This window comes from uncultured Tateyamaria sp., from assembly GCF_947497045.1.
GTDB lineage: Bacteria > Pseudomonadota > Alphaproteobacteria > Rhodobacterales > Rhodobacteraceae > Tateyamaria.
Genome location: NZ_CANMEU010000001.1, coordinates 598,776 through 617,785, shown reverse-complemented (window position 1 = coordinate 617,785; position 19,010 = coordinate 598,776). Strand labels below are relative to the sequence as shown.

Below are 19,010 nucleotides of genomic sequence, written 5' to 3'. Positions count from 1 at the left end.
GGACAAGGGGTAGCGTGGCCTGTGCGCCTTGCCCAGATGTGATTGCATGGGGTCGTTGATTGTTGTCTAAGCGCGGCGACCATTTCTGGAGGGACTCCGCATGTCGAACGCACAGCTTGAAACCGCGATTGAGGCAGCTTGGGAGGCGCGCGACACGATCACGCCCGCAACCACAGGCGAAACCCGTGACGCCATCGAGGACACGCTGAATGCGCTGGACAGTGGCAAGCTGCGTGTGGCCGAACGGCAGGACAGTGGCGACTGGCATGTGAACCAGTGGGCCAAGAAGGCTGTGCTTCTGGGTTTCCGCATCAAGGATATGGAGCGTCAGGATGGCGGCCCTCAGGGTGGTGGCTGGTGGGACAAGGTTGATTCCAAGTTCAAAGGTTGGGGTGACGATCAGTGGAAAGGCGCAGGCTTTCGAGCCGTGCCCAACTGTGTCGTGCGCAAGTCTGCCTTTATTGCCCCCGGCGTTGTGTTGATGCCGTCCTTTGTGAACCTCGGCGCTTACGTGGATGAGGGCACGATGGTTGATACTTGGGCCACGGTCGGGTCTTGCGCCCAAATTGGCAAGAATGTCCATCTGTCCGGTGGTGTTGGCATTGGCGGCGTGCTTGAACCGATGCAGGCAGGGCCAACTATCATCGAAGACAACTGCTTTATCGGTGCCCGTTCCGAAGTTGTCGAAGGATGCATTGTGCGCGAAGGGTCTGTCCTGGGCATGGGCGTGTTTATTGGCCAGTCAACCAAGATCGTGGACCGCGAAACAGGCGAATTCACCTATGGCGAAGTTCCTGCGGGATCTGTCGTTGTGGCCGGGTCCATGCCCTCGAAAAACGGTGTGAACCTTTACTGCGCGGTCATCGTGAAGAAGGTGGATGCGCGGACACGTTCCAAAACGTCGATCAACGAGCTGCTGCGTGACTGACACGCCCAAAAAGCCAAAGAAACCGTCGCGCCAACAGGTCTTTACTTTGCTGGTGCAGATCGGGCGCAAGCATGGTGATGGCCTGCCTGATGGTGCGACCGGTGCTGCCCTGATGTGCTTTGCCAGCGGTGTGGACGAGGCCGAAGCTGTGCGCGAGACGGTTGCGCTGCTCAAGCAGGCGGATACGGCCCCGCTGGATGTGACTGGCTATGGCACCCTGGCCGAACGTGAAGTCGAAGGGCACGAGATCAGCGATGACGAACGGGACCTGATGGCGCGTGCGCTGGCCGAGAATGCGGTGATCGTGGCGCAGGTCACGCCCTTTTTCGACGAGGCTTAGGCGGCGCGCTGTTCAACCAGCGTGATCGCTTCAAACTGTCGCAACACCTGATGGATGGGCTTGGCATGTTCGGGCAGCAATCGGCTTGGCATATCTGCAAGGATACTGGCATTCAGGTCATGTTCGTTGCGACGTAATCGCCCGATATAGAGACTTTCCAGCGCGCATCCGGCGGCCACCAGCGCCTCGTGGCCGGGCAACAGGATCTGCACGAAATCGGCGGTCGCTTGGGGTGCTGCCCATATCGCGGCATGTCCGTTGACCATATGTCGGGCAGGCACCAGAACCGCCTCTTGCCCAAAGATGTATTCGACGTCTGATCCCCGCAACACAAGCCGTTGTTCGGGCGATACGACGATATCGCGTGCCAGTCCGAAATAGGGGGCTTGCAGACGCACCGGCCTGAAACTGCCCCGCGCCGGAACGGATTGGCGCACGGTGTGCAATACGGGCACGATGTCACCCACCGCTGTCATCACAGTATCACCACGCCGCAAGGTTTCGGCTGGGCGGTAGCCGTTTGGGGTGGCAATGGGTGTGGCAGGGTGCAGGCTTGGCGTCGGACCAATCGGGAAGATGTCAGGTGAGATGGCGGCGAACAATACCTCGCGCGACAATGTGCGCGCGCCGCGACCCAACATCAGATCGCGCATATCCTGCGTCAATAGCGGGTTGGGTGCGTGTACCGTGTTCGACACCACTTGGGCGCGTTCGGGTTGTTCCAGCGCAAGCCGTGCCCAGCCTGTTGATGTGTCCCAGGCGTAGGTGACGCGCAGCGTGTGTGCCCGCCCATCGCCCGTCCACCGGATCGCAGCGTGATTGATGGTGTCGTTGTGGCGATGCACCATCGCGATCCCACCGCCCGGAATGGCGCGAAAGATCAGCTCGCGCGCCCACGGCACGGGATGTGCCACGCCCAACAGGTCGTGGGGGCGCACATGCCCGGCCATATTCGTTTCAAACATCAACGTGCCGCAGGTCATCGCCTCGCGCACGCGCGCATCGGCCTTTTGGGTACCCAGACCCGATGGCGCATACCGCCCGTTCCGATGGTCACAAAGCCCGGTCCAGATCATGCGGCTGCACGCGCCTTGCGCCACAACGTGGCCTCATATGCCTTGAGGGTCCGGCGCGCCGCAGGGCCGTATCCTGCTCCCGTATGCGGATCTAACTCAGGGAAAATCGAACATATCTCGGCCACGATCTGCTGCTCGAAGCTTTTGGTGGTCTGGGGCCCAGGCAGGAAACTTTCGGTGGCCAGCCCTTCGGAAAAGACGACCTGATGTTTGTCGAACATGAGGTGCACGTAAGTGACATTACCCCCGGACTTCTGAATGACAGATCGGTCGTTGACGAGATCCTTGGCGGCCACCAAAACCTCGGGTTCGCCAAACAGCAACTCGGCCAAACTGTCACGGATTAACACGCGGTGTAACGGTGACACCATGATGTCGTTCTGGGCTCCAAACGTGCCAGCGCGGATCAGGATCGGGGCGTGATTGCCCTCGGCCGGGACAGCGCGCATGCCGATCCAGCGCAGGGGTTGGGCACCATCGTCTTTGGTGAGTACCAGATCCCCGGCTTGTAGGTCCTCGACCATCCTGTCGCCCTCGGGCGTTGCAATCATCGTGCCTGCGACAAAGCATGGGATCGAGGTGGCGTTAACGAACCCTGTGTCGGTGTTGACCCCATCGGTTATCGAATAGGTGAAGTTGAAGTCTTCGATGTTGCCGTCGCCTGTGACGGTCAGCAATCCGTTTGCGCCCAAGGTAACGACTTGGCCGGTGGGCAAGGTGATCGTATCCCCGACAGAAACGGCCTGCCCGTTGATATGGGTGATCGTGAGCGTGCTGTTGGTCGGCGCGATATCGTTGTCGAGCACATTGAAGGACGTGGTGCCATCAGGAAAGACGTTCACATCGTCCGAGATCGCGACGAGAGAAGTTTGGACGGAATCCCCGGCAATCAGCAGGTTCGAATCGTAGTTGCTGTCCGCAACGTCTGCGATCCCAATCCGGATCGAGTTCACAACGTTTGGATTGACCACCATGGTCAGGGTCATCGTGATAGTGAACCCGTCCATCTCCGTATTGAAGTCGTCGTTTGAGTTGTCGACGAACATGTTGATGTTGTTGGTGGTGTTGATGTTGCCGGGGTCCGTGTCGCCGTCGCCCACATCCATTTCAACCTGCTGGCCGTTGACCCACACGCCCACGAAATCCTGATAGACCGAGTTCTGGAATTCCGGGTATTCTTCGGAGCTGAACACGAATTGCATCGTCATAACGTTGCCGTCGGGGATGAAGTCGACGTCGAGATAGGAAGCATCGAATGTGCGTGTTCCAGCAGCCGCGTTGAACTGGGAATTGTTGTTTTGCCCCGATGTGTTGGTGGACGTATTGGTCGACTGGTTCGCGTCGCCGGACGAGTTGGTGAAATCTTCGGCTTCGCCTGTGGATAGAATAACACCGGTGTTTCCGGGTGTGACGCCCGGTGCGACGGTGTCCCCGTCCGTGTAAATGCCCGCACTGTCGATGTCGCCCGTATAAGACGCTGAAACGACCTGCACGCCCGTGCCGAAGATCGTGCTCGCCATTTGCGTGGCGTCAACGCCCTCGCGTACCGTTTGAATCGGAAGTTCCGATGCCGCAACCATATCCTGCCCACCCCAAATGTTGACGGCAGAACGGGTGCAGCGCACGCAGTTGGCCTGCGTGTCTCGACGTGCGTTTTTTGCACTTGTTGTGGCCGCACGTTGGCGACCGGACTGCTGATGCCCTGCCTCGGGTCATATTATTGCGCCAACCCTAGCACAGCTATTGACAGGCTGTTAACTCTTTCGTGGCGGCAAGGGTTTGCAATCGCGTCCTTTTGGCCACAACCCATGATTGGAGACCGGATGCCTCGTATTGACCCCGCTCAATTGACTGCCGATCTTGTGCGCTGTGCCTCGGTCACCCCTGAGGATGCCGGGGCGCTCGATATCTTGCATGATCTGCTGCGTGACGCGGGGTTTGAGTGCGCGTGGGTGGATCGAGGTGGCATCCGCAATCTGTTTGCGCGGTGGGGGACCAGGGGGCATGCCCGCACCTTTGGGTTCAATGGCCACACCGATGTGGTGCCGATTGGTGATGCTGCGTCATGGTCCATGCCCCCCTTTGGGGCCGATATCAAAGACGGGATTATGTATGGTCGTGGCACAACTGACATGAAATCGGGTGTGGCCGCTTTTGCCGCCGCCGCGGTCGACTTTGTGCAATCCGCGCCACCCGACGGGGCCATCATCATCGCCATCACCGGAGACGAGGAAGGTGACGCCACAGACGGTACAACAGCCTTGTTAGAGTATATGTCAAAGCAGGATGAGGCGATGGATGTCTGCCTTGTGGGTGAACCGACCTGCCCCAAAAACATGGGTGATATGATCAAGATTGGTCGCCGTGGTTCGATGACGGCATGGATCACCGTCACGGGCGTGCAGGGGCATTCTGCATATCCCCATCGGGCCAACAATCCCTTGAACCCTATGGTGCGGTTGATGGATCAGCTTGCCTCTCACAAACTCGATGATGGGACTGCGCATTTCGACCCGTCGACCTTGGCGGTGGTCACGGTCGATACAGGCAACCCGGCCACCAACGTGATTCCGGCCCAAGCTACCGCCACCGTCAATATCCGCTTTAACGACATCCACAGCGGCGACAGCCTGACCGCCTGGTTGCGTGCACAAGCAGATGCGGTCGCCACAGCGTTCGGGGTCGAGATTGATTTGCACGTCAAAGTGTCGGGCGAGAGCTTTTTGACCCCTCCCGGAGTGCTTTCTGACATGGTCGCCCGTGCGGTTGAGGCGGAAACCGGGCGGATTCCGGCGCTCAGCACGTCTGGGGGCACGTCCGACGCCCGTTTTGTTAAAGATCACTGTCCTGTGGTCGAATTTGGCCTGGTCGGGCGATCTATGCACAAGGTGGATGAACATGTGCGCGTCGATCATATCCACCAACTCAAAGCGATCTATGCGCGTATCCTCAGGGACTATTTCGCATGACATGGGTGATCCGGCAAACTGACGATATCGCGACCTGCCATGCGTTGCGCCGCGCCGTGTTTATCGAAGAACAAGGTGTTAGTGAGGCTGACGAGGTGGACGGGCATGACGAGGGGGCCTTGCATGTTCTCGCGTATGTGGACGGTGTCGCGATGGGGTGCGCGCGGATCCTGATAGGTGACGGCGTGGCCAAGATTGGTCGGGTCTGCGTGTTGAAAGAGGCGCGTGGCACAGGCCTCGGCGCTGCGATCATTCGTGCCTGCATGGATGTGGCGCGGGGGCAGCCGGATGTGCGCAAGGTCAAGTTGGGCGCGCAGACACATGCGCTCTCCTTTTATGAGCGGTTGGGTTTTGCCGCTTACGGTCCGATCTATGATGATGCAGGGATCGCGCACCGGGATATGGAGCGCGATTTGTGAAACCGACCCTTGTTGTCATGCTCAAAGTGCCGCGCCCGGGTCGTGTCAAAACCCGGTTGGGCCGCGATATCGGCATGACAGCCGCCGCATGGTGGTTTCGCCATCAGGTCGCGCGGTTGCTGGGTCGTATAGAAGACCCGCGTTGGCGGGTTGTGCTGGCAGTCGCGCCGGATATCGAAGGGCTGCGCACACGCGTCTGGCCCGCACGGTTTGATAGATGGCCTCAAGGCGGCGGATCATTGGGGGATCGGATGGTGCGAATGATGCGGCGGACGCGTGGCCCGGTTTGTGTGATCGGCGCTGACGTGCCCGGGATCACACGTAAGGGCGTCGCCAAGGCCTTTGCCACCCTAGGTGAACATGACGCGGTTTTTGGGCCTGCACCCGACGGGGGCTACTGGCTGATCGGAGTGAAACAAGGCTTTAAATTGGGAAAAATGGCGCTGGATGGCGTGCGTTGGTCTTCACCATACGCGCTGGCGGACAGTTGTGCGGCCCTTGCACCCTACCAGATCGATCTGGTCGACGTATTGGAAGATGTGGACACCGTCGACGATTTGCCATGACGACCCACAGCGCGCGTGCTACCTCGCGTTTATGACCCGTATCCCGACAAAACCCGAAATCCTCGACTGGATTGCCGCCAACCCCACCCTGACTGCCAAGCGCGATATCGCCAAGGCGTTCGGCATCAAGGGGGCGGCGCGCATCGACCTAAAACGCCTGCTGAAGGAGTTGGCGAATGAAGGGCATCTGGAAAAGCGCAAGAAATCCTACAACGATCCGGATCGTCTGCCGCCGGTCAGTGTCTTGCTGGTCAATGCGCCTGATGATGACGGCGATTTGTTTGCGCGGCCGATGGAATGGCACGGTGCCGGGGTCGAACCGAAAATCCTGATCATAGCGCGCGCTTCGGATCCTGCGCTGGGGGCGGGTGATCGCATTCTGGCGCGCCTGACTTTGGTGAGCGGGCAGGACTATCATTATGAAGCGCGGCTGATCCGGCGGATCGGGACGAACCCTGCGCGCTTGCTGGGCGTGTTCCGCAAAACGGCTGAAGGCGGGCGCATTGTGCCCGTCAGCAAGGGCACTGACAGGGAATGGTCGGTCGCAGCCGATGCCACTGGTGGGGCCAAGGACGGCGAGTTGGTCGAAGCCGAACAAGCGGGCCCCAAGTCGCGCATTGGATTGCAACGTGCCCGCGTTGTGGATCGTTTGGGTGATCCCTCGGCACCCAAGGCCGTGTCGTTGATTGCGATCCATGAGCACGGGATCCCGGACAGCTTTCCGGACGAGGTGGTCGCCGAGGCCGACGCTAAGCCCCCCGTCGGTCTGAAGGGGCGCGAGGATTTGCGCGACATGCCCTTGGTCACGATTGATCCGTGGGATGCGCGCGACCACGATGACGCCTGTTATGCGCATGCCGACGACGACCCCAAAAACAAGGGTGGCCACATCATCTGGGTCGCGATCGCGGATGTGGCGGCCTATGTCACGCCCGGCTCCGCGTTGGATCGTGAGGCGAAAAAGCGGGGCAACTCAACCTATTTCCCTGACCGTGTGGTTCCCATGCTGCCGGATCGGTTGTCAGGTGATCTGTGTTCTCTGCATGAAGGGGTGCCGCGCGCTTGTATCGCGGTGCGTATGCAAATTGATGCCCAGGGGGAAAAGATCGGCCACAGCTTTCATCGTGGACTGATGCGCTCACCTGCGTCCCTGAATTACGAAGAGGTGCAGGCGGCGATTGATGGTACCTCGAACGAGCGCACAAAGCCCTTGTTAGAGCCTGTTTTGCAGCCGCTCTATGCCGCCTACGCGGCCCTTCTTAAGGCGCGCAAACTACGCCAACCACTTGAGTTGGACCTGCCGGAACGCCAGATCGTGCTGGATGAAGATGGCACCGTCAGTTCGGTCAATTTCAAGGACCGGCTGGACGCGCACAAGCTGATCGAAGAGTTTATGGTGCTGGCCAACGTGGCGGCCGCAGAGACCCTGATTGCCAAGTCACAGCCCCTGTTGTTTCGGGTGCATGAGGAGCCGGCGCAAGACAAGCTCGACAGTTTGCGCGAGGTCGCGCATGCCGCTGGGTTGAACATGGCCAAAGGGCAGGTGTTGAAAACTGCGCATCTGAACCGATTGCTGGCGCAAGCGCGTGATACCGACGATGCCGAATTGATCAACATCTCGACTTTGCGATCCATGACGCAAGCCTATTACGGGCCACAGAATTTCGGACATTTTGGCCTTGCCCTGAAAAGCTATGCGCATTTCACATCGCCCATTCGCCGCTATGCCGACCTGATCGTGCATCGCGCCCTGATCACCGCCTATGGGTGGGGCAAGGACGGGTTGCGGGCCGAGGATGTCGAGGTGCTGGAAAAGACCGGCACGCATATTTCAGACACTGAACGGCGCTCAATGATGGCCGAACGGGATACGACCGACCGCTATCTGGCCGCCTACCTGAGCGAGCGTGTCGGAGACGAGATGGAAGGGCGCGTCGCGGGGATCGCCAAATTCGGTATCTTTGTGAAGCTGGACGGCAGTGGGGCGGATGGCCTTGTGCCGATGCGCTCCATCGGGGCGGAATACTTCCATTTTGACCGTGAGGCGAACACGCTCATGGGGTCCGATACAGGTATGGTGATCAGCCTTGGGCAGCGCGCCACTGTGCGTCTGACTGAGGCGGTGCCGGTCACGGGTGGTGTCGCGCTCGAACTGCTGGCGCTGGATGGCAAGTCGCTGCCGAAGGGGCGTAGCAGCCCGGCGGGTCGCAGTCCGCGCCGCAAGCCGACCAAGGCCAAACGACGCACGGACAAGACCAAGCGCAAGGTCAGCCGCAAGCGGTGATCAAGCTGCACGTCCTGTCATATTCTGACAGGACGTGTGATATGCTCGCCCAATGACCCGCACCCATCGCCTGTTCCAATTGATGCAAACGCTGCGTCGCATGGCCCCGCCCATCACCGCACAATCGCTGGCGTTCGAGATGGACGTGTCCTTGCGCACGATCTACCGCGACATCGACGAATTACGGGGCCTTGGGGCGGTGATTGATGGCGAAGCCGGCTTTGGTTTCACTCTGATCGAAGACGCGACCCTACCCCCTCTCGGTTTTGAGGATGATGAGTTGGAAGCGCTCGTTCTTGGTCTGCGTGACGTGGCAGTGATCGGAGATCCGGCCTTGGCCAAGGCGGCGACATCGGCCTTGGCGAAAATTCAGGCGCGGGTGCCGCCTAAACAAGCGCATCGCCTGAAACACGCGATTCTGGATGCCCGCCGCTACTGGCGCCCTGATCCTCCGCGGATTGATGTGAGCAAGCTCCGTCAAGCTGCCTGGGACGAGGTTTGCGTCCACTTTGCCTATCAGGATGCCAAAGGGGATCAGACAACGCGCGCGGTCAAACCGCTAGGGATCGTCTATATGGAGAGCACGAACATGCTGCTCGCGTGGTGCATGCTGCGCGAGGACTTTCGGGCGTTTCGATTGGACCGTATGGATGAGCTGATTGTGACCCGCGACAGCTTTCGCCCACACCGGGTGTCCCTGCTGCGTGATCATCTGGCACGCCTGCGTGCGGAACTGCATGAAGTGGCGAAGGATCGCGTGACCCTGGATTGATACCTTTCCGGATTGCGTGATTGGCGCTAGATTGGAAACAACGCGAAACAAGCGAGCATGAGGCATAATATGCGGTGGGCAGTCACCCTTGGGGCACTTTGCAGTGCCGTTTTCATCGCGCACGGCACGATGGCGCAGGGCATTTCACAGTCGATCAGACCCGAACTGCGGCCCATTGCGCAGGTCTCCGCATCCACCGTGCTGGCGACGTTTGATCCTGTCGTGTTACGCCCACAATTGCGCCCGCAGGCGGTCAGCCAGGTGGTCCCGCCCCCGGTTGAGAAAACAGCCGCCGATGCCGGTTTTCAGCAGTGGATCAAGGTCTTTCGTGATCGGGCAATAAGCCAAGGCATCGACGCGACCACCTTTCGCCAAGCGTTTCGAGGTGTGCGCTACGACCCTGACGTGATCAAACGCGACCGCAACCAATCGGAGTTCACCAAGACGATTTGGGACTACCTTGACAGTGCCGCCTCTGACAGCCGGATCGAAAACGGCAAGGCGGCATTGGCCAAGCATCGCGGCCAGCTTGACGCAATCGAGGCGCGCTATGGGGTCGAAAAGGAGGTTGTCGTCGCTGTTTGGGGCCTTGAGAGCAATTATGGTACCTTCCGCGGCAAGAATGACGTGGTGCAAAGCCTTGCGACACTTGCCTATGACGGCCGTCGTGGTGCGTTCTTTGAACAGCAATTGGTTGCAGCGCTCAAGATCCTTCAGAACGGGGACACCTCCCCACGGAACATGACCGGATCGTGGGCCGGGGCGATGGGGCATACGCAGTTTATGCCAACATCTTATCTGGACTATGCCGTGGATTTCGCAGGCGACGGGCGTCGGGATATCTGGGCGGATGATCCAAGCGATGCGTTGGCATCGACCGCTGCCTATCTTGCCAAATTCGGCTGGGTCAATGGCCAGCCCTGGGGTGTCGAGGTGACGTTGCCTGGTGGCTTTGACTACGCATTGGCCAGCCGCAAAATCACCAAAACACCGGGCGAGTGGGCTAACTTGGGGGTGACGGCGACGAATGGTGCGGCTGTCGCGAACCATGGTGCCGGGGCGATATTGTTGCCAGCGGGTGGTAAGGGGGCCGCATTCATGGTGTTCAAGAATTTCGCGGTGATTGAACGATACAATGCAGCAGACGCCTATGTGATTGGCGTTGGGCACCTGAGTGACCGGATCAAGGGCGGTCCGGCGATCCAGGCATCATGGCCGCGTGGCGACCGCGCGCTGACATTTGACGAACGCCAGGAAATGCAGCGCCTGCTGACGGCGGCGGGGTTCGACACTCAGGGTGTGGATGGCAAGATCGGGCCGAAAACGCTTGATGCAGTGCGTGCGTTTCAAAATTCCAGGGGGTTGGCGGCGGATGGGTATGCGTCGCTGACGCTGCTTCAAACCTTGCGTTAGGGGTCAACCGCGTCTGGTGTGGGTAGGGCCTGTGTCGGTGGAACGTTCAACTCTCCGAGCAAGGACACCGCCGAGCTAAAGACTTCTTCACCCAGATAGTGGGTGAGCAGGAAACCTGCATGGATTGCCTTGATGATCGGAGGGTCCTGCGATTGATCCCGAAGCGTTTCAAGTTCGCTGGCCAGTGCTTCCTGTTCGCCATCGGGCAGGTTTGAATCCAGCGCAAGACATGTCGTAGGCAGTTGGGTCATCACCATTTCGGGGCCAAGGCTCAGAACGGCATCCTTGACCAGTTGCGTGCGCGATGTGCTGCTTGCGATGTGATCTTTCAGAGTGTCTTTGGCCGCTTTCAACACGTTGAACCCAACGGTTCCAGCCAGAATAAGGCCAAGTTCCAAGGATTTGTTTTCTTCGTTCCGCCCTACCTGATTTGAGAGTGCGAGAACCTTTTCCTCGACACGGGTCCGTTCTTCGACACTGACGTTTTGCAACAGGTTCAGGCAGGTCGAGGTGAGGGGCACATAGGCGCGCGAGAAGCTGACATTGGCCATAATCTCAGAGACGGCCGTTGCCCGCGGCATGGCGCGGACACGGTCAACATCGCGGTCGATTATTTCGCGGAACACATCAATGACGGCAGCAGGGCCAACCGGTACATCCTTGTCACCCACCCGTGCCGTAAAGATGCTGGAGCGGAAAAAGGCCATGGCCGACAGCCCGGCCAGCAAAACATCCGTGACAAGCTGGCGTGCTGTATCGAGGGTTTGATCCGCTCCACGGTACTGGAAAACTTCGCGGATCAGGTAGAACGCAATCAGCGAAATCCCGACATTGAACGCGATGTAGGCGAAAGCGGCGCGTGAACTTGCCGCCTCCCATGGATCATCCCGATAGCGGGATACGATTTCCGAAAATGCGGAAACAAAGCCGATGAATCCAACGGCCATATATGCGTAAATCATGCTTGAATATCAGGGTGCGCGTTTAAAAATGACCCCGCCTTCTTCGGTTTCTTCCTTAATAATGAGGCCGTACGATTCCATGGTCTGAAGTGTTTTCAAACCTTGGGTACTGCCGATGTTCAATGCTTTAATCAATTTCAATGCACTTGTTGGCCCCGACGCGTCGAGATGTTTCAACGCGACCTCAACCGGGTCAGGCCTGGGATCCATGTCAGCCGCGCTTGGCGCAGGTGGCGCTTTCTTCGGCGCCGCTTTGAGCATTGGCCCGTCGTTGCTGCTTTTGAGGAATGTCTCAAAAACAGAGGATTTGCGTGCGGGTCGTTTGAAGTCCATCAGGTGGCCTCGCGATCATGCCTTTATCGAAAATATAGGGGGCTGGATCGCGTTTGGGTAGTGGGTTTAACCCGGGCTCATGCCCCGCAGCCGTTCTGAACGGCGTCGCAGCAGTTCCACAGTGGTCAGCAGACAGATCGAGATCACCACAAGGATCGTCGCAACGGCGAGGATTGTCGGGCTGATCTGCTCGCGCAAGCCGATGAACATCTGCCACGGCAGCGTTTTTTGGCTGGCTGAACCGACAAACAGCACCACGACCACCTCGTCGAAAGACGTGATGAATGCGAACAGCCCGCCTGAGATGACGCCCGGAAGGATCAGCGGCATTTGAACCCGGAAAAAGGTCGTCACCGGGCCCGCGCCCATATTGGCCGCCGCCCGTGTGAGCGAACGATCAAAGCCCACAAGCGTTGCTGTGACGGTGATGATCACAAACGGAATACCAAGGACGGCATGTGCCAAAATGACCTTCACATAACCCACAAACCCTTTGTCGAGGCCGAGTGTGCTTTCCATCCAGTTGCCCAAGGACGAGTAGAAAAAGAACATCCCCGTGGCCGAAATGATCAGAGGCACGATCATAGGCGAGATCAGGATCGCCATGATCGCCCCTTTGAATGGCACATGGCTTTGCGACAGGCCGATGGCGGCGAGCGTGCCAAGGCTGACTGAAATGATCGTCGCGATGGGTGCAATGATCAGCGAATTCTTCATCGCGAGCTGCCATTGCGGGTTGGTCAAGAAGTCTTCGTAGTGTTTCAGCGAGTATCCCGCCGGGTCCAGTCGCAGCATTTCCGGCGTGAATGTAAAGAAGTCCTGCGCGTTGAACGACAGCGGCATCACCACGACAATAGGCGCGATCAGAAAGAAAAATATCAGGCCGCAAATTACCCGAAAGCTGTAATACCAGATCCGCTGGCCCAGTGTCGCATATGGAGGAAGGCCCATGTCAGTTACCCCAGCTTAACATTGTCGATGCCCACGATCTTGTCATAGGCCCAGTACAGAACCAGCACCGCCGCCAACAGGATTGTCCCAAGTGCGGCTGCCAGTCCCCAGTTGAGCGAGGACGAGATGTGGTAGGCGATCCGGTTCGAGATGAAGACCCCCTTGGTCCCTCCCACGATTTCGGGTGTGATGTAGTAACCGATGGCCAGAATGAAGACGAGGATGGAGCCCGCCCCGATCCCCGGCACCGATTGCGGGAAATAGACCCGCCAGAACGCGGTCCAGTTCGTTGCCCCAAGTGACTTGGCCGCCCTTAGATAGCTGGGCTGAATTGTCTGCATCACCGAATACATCGGCAGGATCATAAATGGCAGCAGAATGTGCGTCATCGACACGATTGTGCCGAACTGGTTGTTGATCATAATCAGCCGCCCGTCGTCGGCCACCAGTCCGATCCAGACGAGCACGTCGTTGATCACCCCTTGTTGCTGCAACATCACCTTCCAAGCCGATGTGCGCACCAGAAGTGATGTCCAGAACGGTAGTAGCACAAGGATCAGCAGCAGGTTCGCCTTGCGCATCGGCAAGTTCGCCAGCAACCATGCGATGGGATAACCGAGCAGGATGCACGACCCCATGATCAGCAGCGACATCCAGATCGTGCGCACAAATAGCGTGATCAGGATTTGCTTGTTCTCGGGCTGCCACGCAACGCCGTCCGCAGTCTTTTGCGCATCCACCGCGTTCAGGAAGTAGCCGCCGGTATAGGTGCTCGAATGGGTCTGAATGGTCTCCCACGGGGTTTGGGTGCCCCAATCCTCGTCCATGTCGACAAACGCATCGACAAAGTTGGCGACCGGCAGATTGGCCGCTTGTGCCGTGCGCAGTTTGTCAGCTTCGGGCCCTGAATAGCCGCTCAGATCGGCAGTTTGCAGATCAAGCAGCAGGGCAGGGGCAACAGCCTCCCACGGGTCACGGGTGGCAGGGTCGCGCCCGTCTTGCGTGGCCACGTAAACCGCCCATGCGGTGTATTCGCGCGCGGCGAGCGGTAGTAAGACGGCGACTTCCGCGTCGGGGGCAAAGTTGACCTCGCCATTTGTTTCATTGTCGGTCAGCGCAGCAACCCGCGCCCGCTGCTGTGCCATCAACGCATCGTCAGCGACCTCGCGCGTATTCATCAGCGCGTACCATGTTTCGCCCTCGTCCCATGCCTCGTCCAAGTCTTCGAGCGGTTCATAGGATATGTCGGCCACATCATCCAATTGCCGTCCAGATTGGCGAAAGAGGGAGGAAAGACCCGTGGTTTCATAGTTCAGGCGGGTGCCAAGGCGGGTGTGCCGTTTAGCCTCGGCCGCCAGGAACATGTCAAAGAACATCGCTTGAAACGCGTCCTCGGGCGGCAGCGGGCTTTCGTCTGCATCCCAGTCAGCGAGGGCCTCGACTGTGTAAGGCAACGTGTTGCCGACCATCTCGTTTTCGACTGAACGGAACAGCATCGACCCGATGGGCACAATGAAGGTGATCAGCACAAAGATCAGCAAGGGCGCGATCAGCATCAGCGCGCGCAACTTCTGACGGCGCAGGGCGCGGGCCAGACTGCGTTTCAGCGAAGTGCCGTCAGCGGCCAGCATGGCTTCGGCCATCAGACGCCCTCCACTACGAGAATAGTGGAGGTGGCAGAGCGGTGGCGGATCTTGGCCACCTCTTGGTATTCGGGGTCATTGTAGGCGGCAAGCGCTGCCTCGTATGATGGAAATTCAAAGACGACGTGGCGGTTTTGGGTTTCGCCTTCCATCACTGTGGATTGCCCACCACGCACGATGGGCACAGCACCCAGACGAGTCAGGATCGGCGTGTCCTTTTCGATATACGTCTTGTACGTCTCAGGATCGTTCACGGTGATGTGGCCGATGATGTAACCTTTGGGCATTGTCGTCTCCGGCGAAGGTGGAGGGGCGCAAGGCACGCATATGGCGCGCCTTGCAGATATTTTAGCGTCGTAAGGCGCAGGTGTCATGCGCCCCAGACAAGTTTATTGAGCGAGCCACGCCTGGAATTTGGCGTCGATGTCGTCGCGATAGTCAGCCCAGAACTCGTAGTTATAAAGGAACGTGTTCTGTGAGTTGTCGGGATCGGTTGGCATGTGTGGTGCCATGTCGATGCCCAATGTTGCGTGCTGACCGACGAGGGGTGCGGATGAGGCGCGGGCAGGACCGTACGAGATATACTTGGCCTGATCCGCCAGACGCTGCGTGTCTGTTGCGAACTTGATGAAGTCCAGCGCGCGCGCTTCACGCTCGGGGCTCAGACCCGCTGGGATGATCCAACCGTCAAGGTCGAACACCTGGGCGTCCCAAAGCATGCCGATGGGCTGCTTTTGCTCTTCGATGGCGGCGAACAGACGGCCGTTATAGGTCGAACCCATGATGACTTCGCCATCGGCGAGCAGTTGGGGCGTGTCCGCACCAGCCGACCACCAGATTACGTCGTCCTTGATGGTGTCGAGCTTGGCCAGGGCCTGATCCTGGCCTTCGGGTGTGCCTAGAACGTCATAGACGTCATCCTTGGCCACGCCGTCACAAAGCAGTGCCCATTCCATGTTGTTGATCGGGCGTTTTTCCAGCGAACGCTTGCCGGGATAGGCTTCGGTGTCAAAGACGGCGCAGACGGATGTGGGCGCTGTGTCCCCAACCAGATCGGTGCGATAGCCAAAAGTCGTCGAGTAGACGATCTGAGGGATAAAGCAGTCGCTGACCAGCAGGTCGCCAAAGTCGTCCGACGCAGATGTGCCATCGGGGGCGGCAGCAAGTTGCTCGTCCGCATCGATTTCCAGTGCGAGGCCTTCGTCGCACAGGCGGATCGCATCCGCGGCCACAACGTCAACGACGTCCCACGTGACGTTGCCCGCTTCGTTCATAGCGCGCAATTTGGCCACGGCTTCGGCCGAGCTTTCGTCCCACACGGCAGTGACGCCGGCGTTGTTTTCGAGGTAAGGGGCGACATAGGCGTTTTGCTGGCTAGACTGGTATGCGCCGCCCCAGCTTACAAGTGTCATATCGCTGGCCATGTGGCCGTCGGCAAAGGCTGTGCCGGTTGCAACCGTCAAAGCCGTGGTGGCCAGAAGGGTCTTGGTGAGTTTCATGGTATTACTCCCACTGTTTACGCCCGTTGTGAGTGTCAAAAGCCGAACGTCGGGCACCGCCCCGGCCTGTCTGGTGTTGCCTTAGGCGTCGAGCGCCCTGCAATCCTGTGCCATCCACCCGATGTCGACCACTGTACCTGGGGTCAGGCGGATCTGATCGGGGGCGTTGCGTGTCTTGATGACGAAATCATCGTTCCCCGCCACCCGCAGGCGGGTGCGGAAAATATCGCCCATATAGATGAACTCAAGAACTTCGGCTTTGAGCGTATGTGCGTCCGGGTTCAGGCGCGTCTTGTCCATCTCCACCCGTTCGGGCCGGATCGACACACGGGTACGCTGGCCGACTTCGGTGACGTTGATGGGCTTGGCGTCAATGATGCTGCCATCATCAAGCCGGACCTCACAGGTGTCGCCCTTGATCTTTTCGATGATGCCCAGAAGCGTGTTGTTTTCGCCGATGAACTGGGCAACAAAGCTGTTTTGCGGCTCTTCATACAAGGCATCTGGCGGTGCGAGCTGCTGGATGCGTCCATCGTCAAAAACGGCGACGCGGTCTGACATCGTCAACGCTTCAGTTTGGTCATGGGTCACGTAAACGGTCGTGATCCCAAGATCATGCGCCAGGCGTGTGATCTCGAATTGCAGCGTTTCGCGCAGTTGTTTGTCGAGCGCGCCAAGCGGTTCGTCCATGAGCACGAGTTCAGGTTCAAAGACCAGCGCGCGGGCCAGCGCGATCCGTTGCTGCTGACCGCCGGAAAGCTGGGCAGGTCGGCGCCCTGCAAAGTCTTGCATCTGCACCATGCCAAGCGCACGCATTACTTTCTCTTCGCGATCCGATTTGCCGATCTTGCGCACCTCAAGCGGAAAGCTGAGGTTTTCGGCCACCGTCATGTGTGGGAACAGCGCATAGTTCTGGAACACCATGCCGATGCCGCGCTTGTGCGGTGGAATGTTGTTGATCGATACGCCGTCAAGCCGGATGTCGCCATGTGTGGCCGTCTCAAAACCCGCCAACATCATCAGGCAGGTTGTCTTGCCTGACCCCGATGGCCCAAGCATCGTCAGAAATTCGCCTTTGGGCATAGACAGGTTCAGATCTTTGACAACGAGCACTTCGCCATCATAGCTCTTTTGCACGCGTTCGAATTCGACGAACGCCTGGTCGGTCGCAATATCAGCCAAATCTGGCTCCCCGTTTTATATCTGATGGTTGACCATCAGTTGCGACATGTAAAACGGTACGAAACGCATGTTGCAACCAACAAGGTTCCAAAAAGCGGTTTGATAGCGCAATCGGGTCGGTTTCACTTAAAAACAAGCCGCTTTCAGGGATTCTTCTTTGAAGGTTCGGCAGGTCGTTTGTCGGAATTATATGCACTTTAGTGCGTCAGGCCGGACTGAAATGCGGCTATTGGGCCGCTGGTTTCAGCATATCTCCGTCCTTGAGTTGCGCATAACATTCATCAAGGGCGGTGCGCGCCCGCTGTCCAAGCAGTGCGATTTCGTCGGTTGAAATCACCAAGGGGGGCGAAATCACCATTCGATCATAGACATGGCGCATCACCAGATTATTCGCAAAACAACGCTCGCGACACATGAAACCGGCAGTACCTGCGTCCATCGCAAATCTGGCGCGGCTGTCCTTGTGCGGCGTCAGCGCAAGCGAGCCCATCATCCCGGTGATCGTCGTCTCGCCCACAAGCGGATGATCGGCCAGCCCGTGCCACATTTCGTGCAGCGCTGGCATGGCGACCTTGCGTACGTGGTCCAGCACGTTTTCTTCTTCCAGAATGCGGATGTTTTCCAGCGCAACAGCCGAGGCGACGGGGTGTCCGGAATAGGTGTAGCCGTGATTGAACTCGCCTGACCCGATAACCTGGGCCACCTCATCACACACAATCGACCCACCGATGGGCTGATAGCCCGAGGACAACCCCTTGGCGATGGTCATGATATGCGGCGTGATCCCAAGCGTTTCGCTGCCGAACCAATTCCCTGTCCGCCCAAAGCCACAGATCACCTCATCGGCGATCAGCAGGATTTCGTATTTGTCGCAGATACGCTGGATCTCGGGCCAGTAGGTGCTGGGCGGGATAATGACGCCGCCAGCTCCCTGGATCGGTTCGGCGATAAAGGCTGCGATGCGATCCTCGCCATGGGCCAGAATTGTATCTTCCAATTCGCGCGCGCGGGCAAGGCCGAACGCCTCAGGACTCATATCACCGCCTTCGGACCACCAGTTAGGTTGGTTGATGTGATGAATATCGGGGATCGGCAATCCACCCTGTTCGTGCATCGGAGTCATTCCGCCCAGACTGCCCGACCCGACCGAAGACCCGTGATAGGCGTTCTTACGCGAGATGATGATGGTTTTGGCTGGCTTGCCCTTGATCGCCCAATAGGTGCGCACCATCCGAATATTGGTGTCGTTCGCTTCGGACCCGGAGCCTGCGAAGAAGACGTGGTTCAGATCACCCGGTGCCAGTTCCGAGATCTTTTGGGCCAGCGCGATGGCTGGTACGTGGGTCGTTTGGAAAAAGGTGTTATAGTAGGGCAGTTCTTTCATCTGACGTGCGGCGACGTCGGCGAGTTCGCTGCGCCCATAGCCTATATTGACGCACCACAAGCCCGCCATCGCGTCCAGAATTTCATGGCCTTCGCTGTCGTGCAGATAGACACCCTTTGCGCGCGTGATGATCCGGGCACCCTTGGCTGCCAGCTCGCCCCCGGCGGTAAACGGATGCATGTGGTGCGCGGCGTCCAGCGCCTGCAATTCGGATGTGGGCAAATGGTTGGTGATCGCGGGCATGGGAACCTCGAAGGTAAGAGACCTGCGGAGAATATGGACAAAGGGC

At 58.7% G+C, this 19,010-nt stretch carries 17 protein-coding genes and 1 pseudogene; 8 read left to right on the top strand and 10 right to left on the bottom strand.

What is annotated here, in order from left to right:
• Positions 1 to 100: 100 nt before the first annotated feature.
• Both dapD and Q0859_RS03270 read left to right on the top strand, forming a co-directional pair.
• Positions 101 to 928 (top strand): 2,3,4,5-tetrahydropyridine-2,6-dicarboxylate N-succinyltransferase, encoded by an 828-nt coding sequence (gene dapD / locus Q0859_RS03275; RefSeq protein ID WP_299147468.1) that lies wholly within the window; start codon positions 101 to 103, stop codon positions 926 to 928.
• Entirely contained in the window at positions 921 to 1,268 is a 348-nt protein-coding gene (locus Q0859_RS03270; protein WP_299147467.1) for a hypothetical protein, read from the top strand. The genes dapD and Q0859_RS03270 overlap by 8 nt, the downstream gene beginning before the upstream one ends.
• Here the strand turns inward: Q0859_RS03270 and Q0859_RS03265 are convergent.
• Both Q0859_RS03265 and Q0859_RS03260 read right to left on the bottom strand, forming a co-directional pair.
• Complete coding sequence (locus Q0859_RS03265; protein ID WP_299147466.1) at positions 1,265 to 2,344, bottom strand: Hint domain-containing protein; 1,080 nt, start codon at positions 2,342 to 2,344, stop codon at positions 1,265 to 1,267. The two genes, Q0859_RS03270 and Q0859_RS03265, sit on opposite strands and share 4 nt — an antisense overlap.
• Positions 2,341 to 3,924 (bottom strand): Hint domain-containing protein, encoded by a 1,584-nt coding sequence (locus Q0859_RS03260; RefSeq protein WP_299147465.1) that lies wholly within the window; start codon positions 3,922 to 3,924, stop codon positions 2,341 to 2,343. The genes Q0859_RS03265 and Q0859_RS03260 overlap by 4 nt, the downstream gene beginning before the upstream one ends.
• Positions 3,925 to 4,167: 243 nt before the next feature.
• Here Q0859_RS03260 and dapE point away from each other — a divergent pair, with 243 nt between their 5' ends.
• The 6 genes from dapE to Q0859_RS03230 are packed head-to-tail and all read left to right on the top strand — an operon-like array spanning position 4,168 to position 10,767.
• On the top strand, positions 4,168 to 5,313 hold the full coding sequence (dapE, locus tag Q0859_RS03255) for a succinyl-diaminopimelate desuccinylase (RefSeq protein WP_299147464.1): 1,146 nt from the start codon (positions 4,168 to 4,170) through the stop codon (positions 5,311 to 5,313).
• Positions 5,310 to 5,732, top strand: a complete 423-nt coding sequence (locus tag Q0859_RS03250; protein WP_299147463.1) for a GNAT family N-acetyltransferase — start codon at positions 5,310 to 5,312, stop codon at positions 5,730 to 5,732. Before dapE ends, Q0859_RS03250 begins: the two co-directional genes overlap by 4 nt.
• Positions 5,729 to 6,298: a DUF2064 domain-containing protein gene (locus Q0859_RS03245; protein WP_299147462.1), complete on the top strand. Its 570-nt coding sequence runs from the start codon at positions 5,729 to 5,731 to the stop codon at positions 6,296 to 6,298. Before Q0859_RS03250 ends, Q0859_RS03245 begins: the two co-directional genes overlap by 4 nt.
• 31 nt (positions 6,299 to 6,329) lie before the next feature.
• The gene (gene rnr, locus Q0859_RS03240) at positions 6,330 to 8,582 is read left to right on the top strand and encodes a ribonuclease R (protein WP_299147461.1); all 2,253 of its coding nucleotides are present in this window, start codon (positions 6,330 to 6,332) and stop codon (positions 8,580 to 8,582) included.
• A 52-nt stretch (positions 8,583 to 8,634) separates the two neighbouring features.
• Positions 8,635 to 9,354 (top strand): YafY family protein, encoded by a 720-nt coding sequence (locus Q0859_RS03235; protein WP_299147460.1) that lies wholly within the window; start codon positions 8,635 to 8,637, stop codon positions 9,352 to 9,354.
• Between the two features lie 57 nt (positions 9,355 to 9,411).
• Positions 9,412 to 10,767, top strand: a complete 1,356-nt coding sequence (locus tag Q0859_RS03230; protein ID WP_299147459.1) for a lytic murein transglycosylase — start codon at positions 9,412 to 9,414, stop codon at positions 10,765 to 10,767.
• On the opposite strand, the gene Q0859_RS03225 is transcribed toward Q0859_RS03230, so the two are convergent.
• The 8 genes and pseudogenes from Q0859_RS03225 to Q0859_RS03190 all read right to left on the bottom strand — a co-directional run bounded on the left by Q0859_RS03225 (position 10,764) and on the right by Q0859_RS03190 (position 18,964).
• The gene (locus Q0859_RS03225) at positions 10,764 to 11,729 is read right to left on the bottom strand and encodes a hypothetical protein (RefSeq protein WP_299147458.1); all 966 of its coding nucleotides are present in this window, start codon (positions 11,727 to 11,729) and stop codon (positions 10,764 to 10,766) included. The genes Q0859_RS03230 and Q0859_RS03225 overlap by 4 nt on opposite strands.
• Positions 11,730 to 11,738: 9 nt before the next feature.
• A complete protein-coding gene (locus tag Q0859_RS03220; RefSeq protein ID WP_299147457.1) occupies positions 11,739 to 12,062 on the bottom strand; it encodes a hypothetical protein in 324 nt (107 codons plus the stop codon).
• A gap of 66 nt (positions 12,063 to 12,128) precedes the next feature.
• Positions 12,129 to 13,007 (bottom strand): annotated as a pseudogene (locus tag Q0859_RS03215) (ABC transporter permease); the annotation flags it as partial.
• Between the two features lie 11 nt (positions 13,008 to 13,018).
• The gene (locus Q0859_RS03210; RefSeq protein ID WP_299147456.1) at positions 13,019 to 14,656 is read right to left on the bottom strand and encodes an ABC transporter permease; all 1,638 of its coding nucleotides are present in this window, start codon (positions 14,654 to 14,656) and stop codon (positions 13,019 to 13,021) included.
• A complete protein-coding gene (locus Q0859_RS03205) occupies positions 14,656 to 14,943 on the bottom strand; it encodes a DUF1330 domain-containing protein (protein ID WP_299147454.1) in 288 nt (95 codons plus the stop codon). Before Q0859_RS03205 ends, Q0859_RS03210 begins: the two co-directional genes overlap by 1 nt.
• A 102-nt stretch (positions 14,944 to 15,045) precedes the next feature.
• The gene (locus tag Q0859_RS03200) at positions 15,046 to 16,155 is read right to left on the bottom strand and encodes an extracellular solute-binding protein (protein WP_299147453.1); all 1,110 of its coding nucleotides are present in this window, start codon (positions 16,153 to 16,155) and stop codon (positions 15,046 to 15,048) included.
• Between the two features lie 81 nt (positions 16,156 to 16,236).
• Positions 16,237 to 17,337 (bottom strand): ABC transporter ATP-binding protein, encoded by a 1,101-nt coding sequence (locus tag Q0859_RS03195; RefSeq protein WP_299147452.1) that lies wholly within the window; start codon positions 17,335 to 17,337, stop codon positions 16,237 to 16,239.
• A gap of 226 nt (positions 17,338 to 17,563) precedes the next feature.
• Positions 17,564 to 18,964 carry an aspartate aminotransferase family protein gene (locus Q0859_RS03190; protein ID WP_299147524.1) on the bottom strand — a complete coding sequence of 467 codons (1,401 nt, stop codon included), beginning with the start codon at positions 18,962 to 18,964 and terminating at the stop codon, positions 17,564 to 17,566.
• Positions 18,965 to 19,010: the final 46 nt, after the last annotated feature.

What these genes read in the sequence shown, in the direction of transcription:
- dapD (WP_299147468.1), top strand. Translation starts at nt 101, where the DNA reads ATGTCGAACGCACAGCTTGAAACCGCGATTGAGGCAGCTTGGGAGGCG.
- Q0859_RS03265 (WP_299147466.1), bottom strand. Translation starts at nt 2,344, where the DNA reads ATGATCTGGACCGGGCTTTGTGACCATCGGAACGGGCGGTATGCGCCA.
- Q0859_RS03260 (WP_299147465.1), bottom strand. Translation starts at nt 3,924, where the DNA reads ATGGTTGCGGCATCGGAACTTCCGATTCAAACGGTACGCGAGGGCGTT.
- dapE (WP_299147464.1), top strand. Translation starts at nt 4,168, where the DNA reads ATGCCTCGTATTGACCCCGCTCAATTGACTGCCGATCTTGTGCGCTGT.
- Q0859_RS03250 (WP_299147463.1), top strand. Translation starts at nt 5,310, where the DNA reads ATGACATGGGTGATCCGGCAAACTGACGATATCGCGACCTGCCATGCG.
- rnr (WP_299147461.1), top strand. Translation starts at nt 6,330, where the DNA reads ATGACCCGTATCCCGACAAAACCCGAAATCCTCGACTGGATTGCCGCC.
- Q0859_RS03235 (WP_299147460.1), top strand. Translation starts at nt 8,635, where the DNA reads ATGACCCGCACCCATCGCCTGTTCCAATTGATGCAAACGCTGCGTCGC.
- Q0859_RS03230 (WP_299147459.1), top strand. Translation starts at nt 9,412, where the DNA reads ATGAGGCATAATATGCGGTGGGCAGTCACCCTTGGGGCACTTTGCAGT.
- Q0859_RS03225 (WP_299147458.1), bottom strand. Translation starts at nt 11,729, where the DNA reads ATGATTTACGCATATATGGCCGTTGGATTCATCGGCTTTGTTTCCGCA.
- Q0859_RS03220 (WP_299147457.1), bottom strand. Translation starts at nt 12,062, where the DNA reads ATGGACTTCAAACGACCCGCACGCAAATCCTCTGTTTTTGAGACATTC.
- Q0859_RS03210 (WP_299147456.1), bottom strand. Translation starts at nt 14,656, where the DNA reads ATGGCCGAAGCCATGCTGGCCGCTGACGGCACTTCGCTGAAACGCAGT.
- Q0859_RS03205 (WP_299147454.1), bottom strand. Translation starts at nt 14,943, where the DNA reads ATGCCCAAAGGTTACATCATCGGCCACATCACCGTGAACGATCCTGAG.
- Q0859_RS03200 (WP_299147453.1), bottom strand. Translation starts at nt 16,155, where the DNA reads ATGAAACTCACCAAGACCCTTCTGGCCACCACGGCTTTGACGGTTGCA.
- Q0859_RS03190 (WP_299147524.1), bottom strand. Translation starts at nt 18,964, where the DNA reads ATGCCCGCGATCACCAACCATTTGCCCACATCCGAATTGCAGGCGCTG.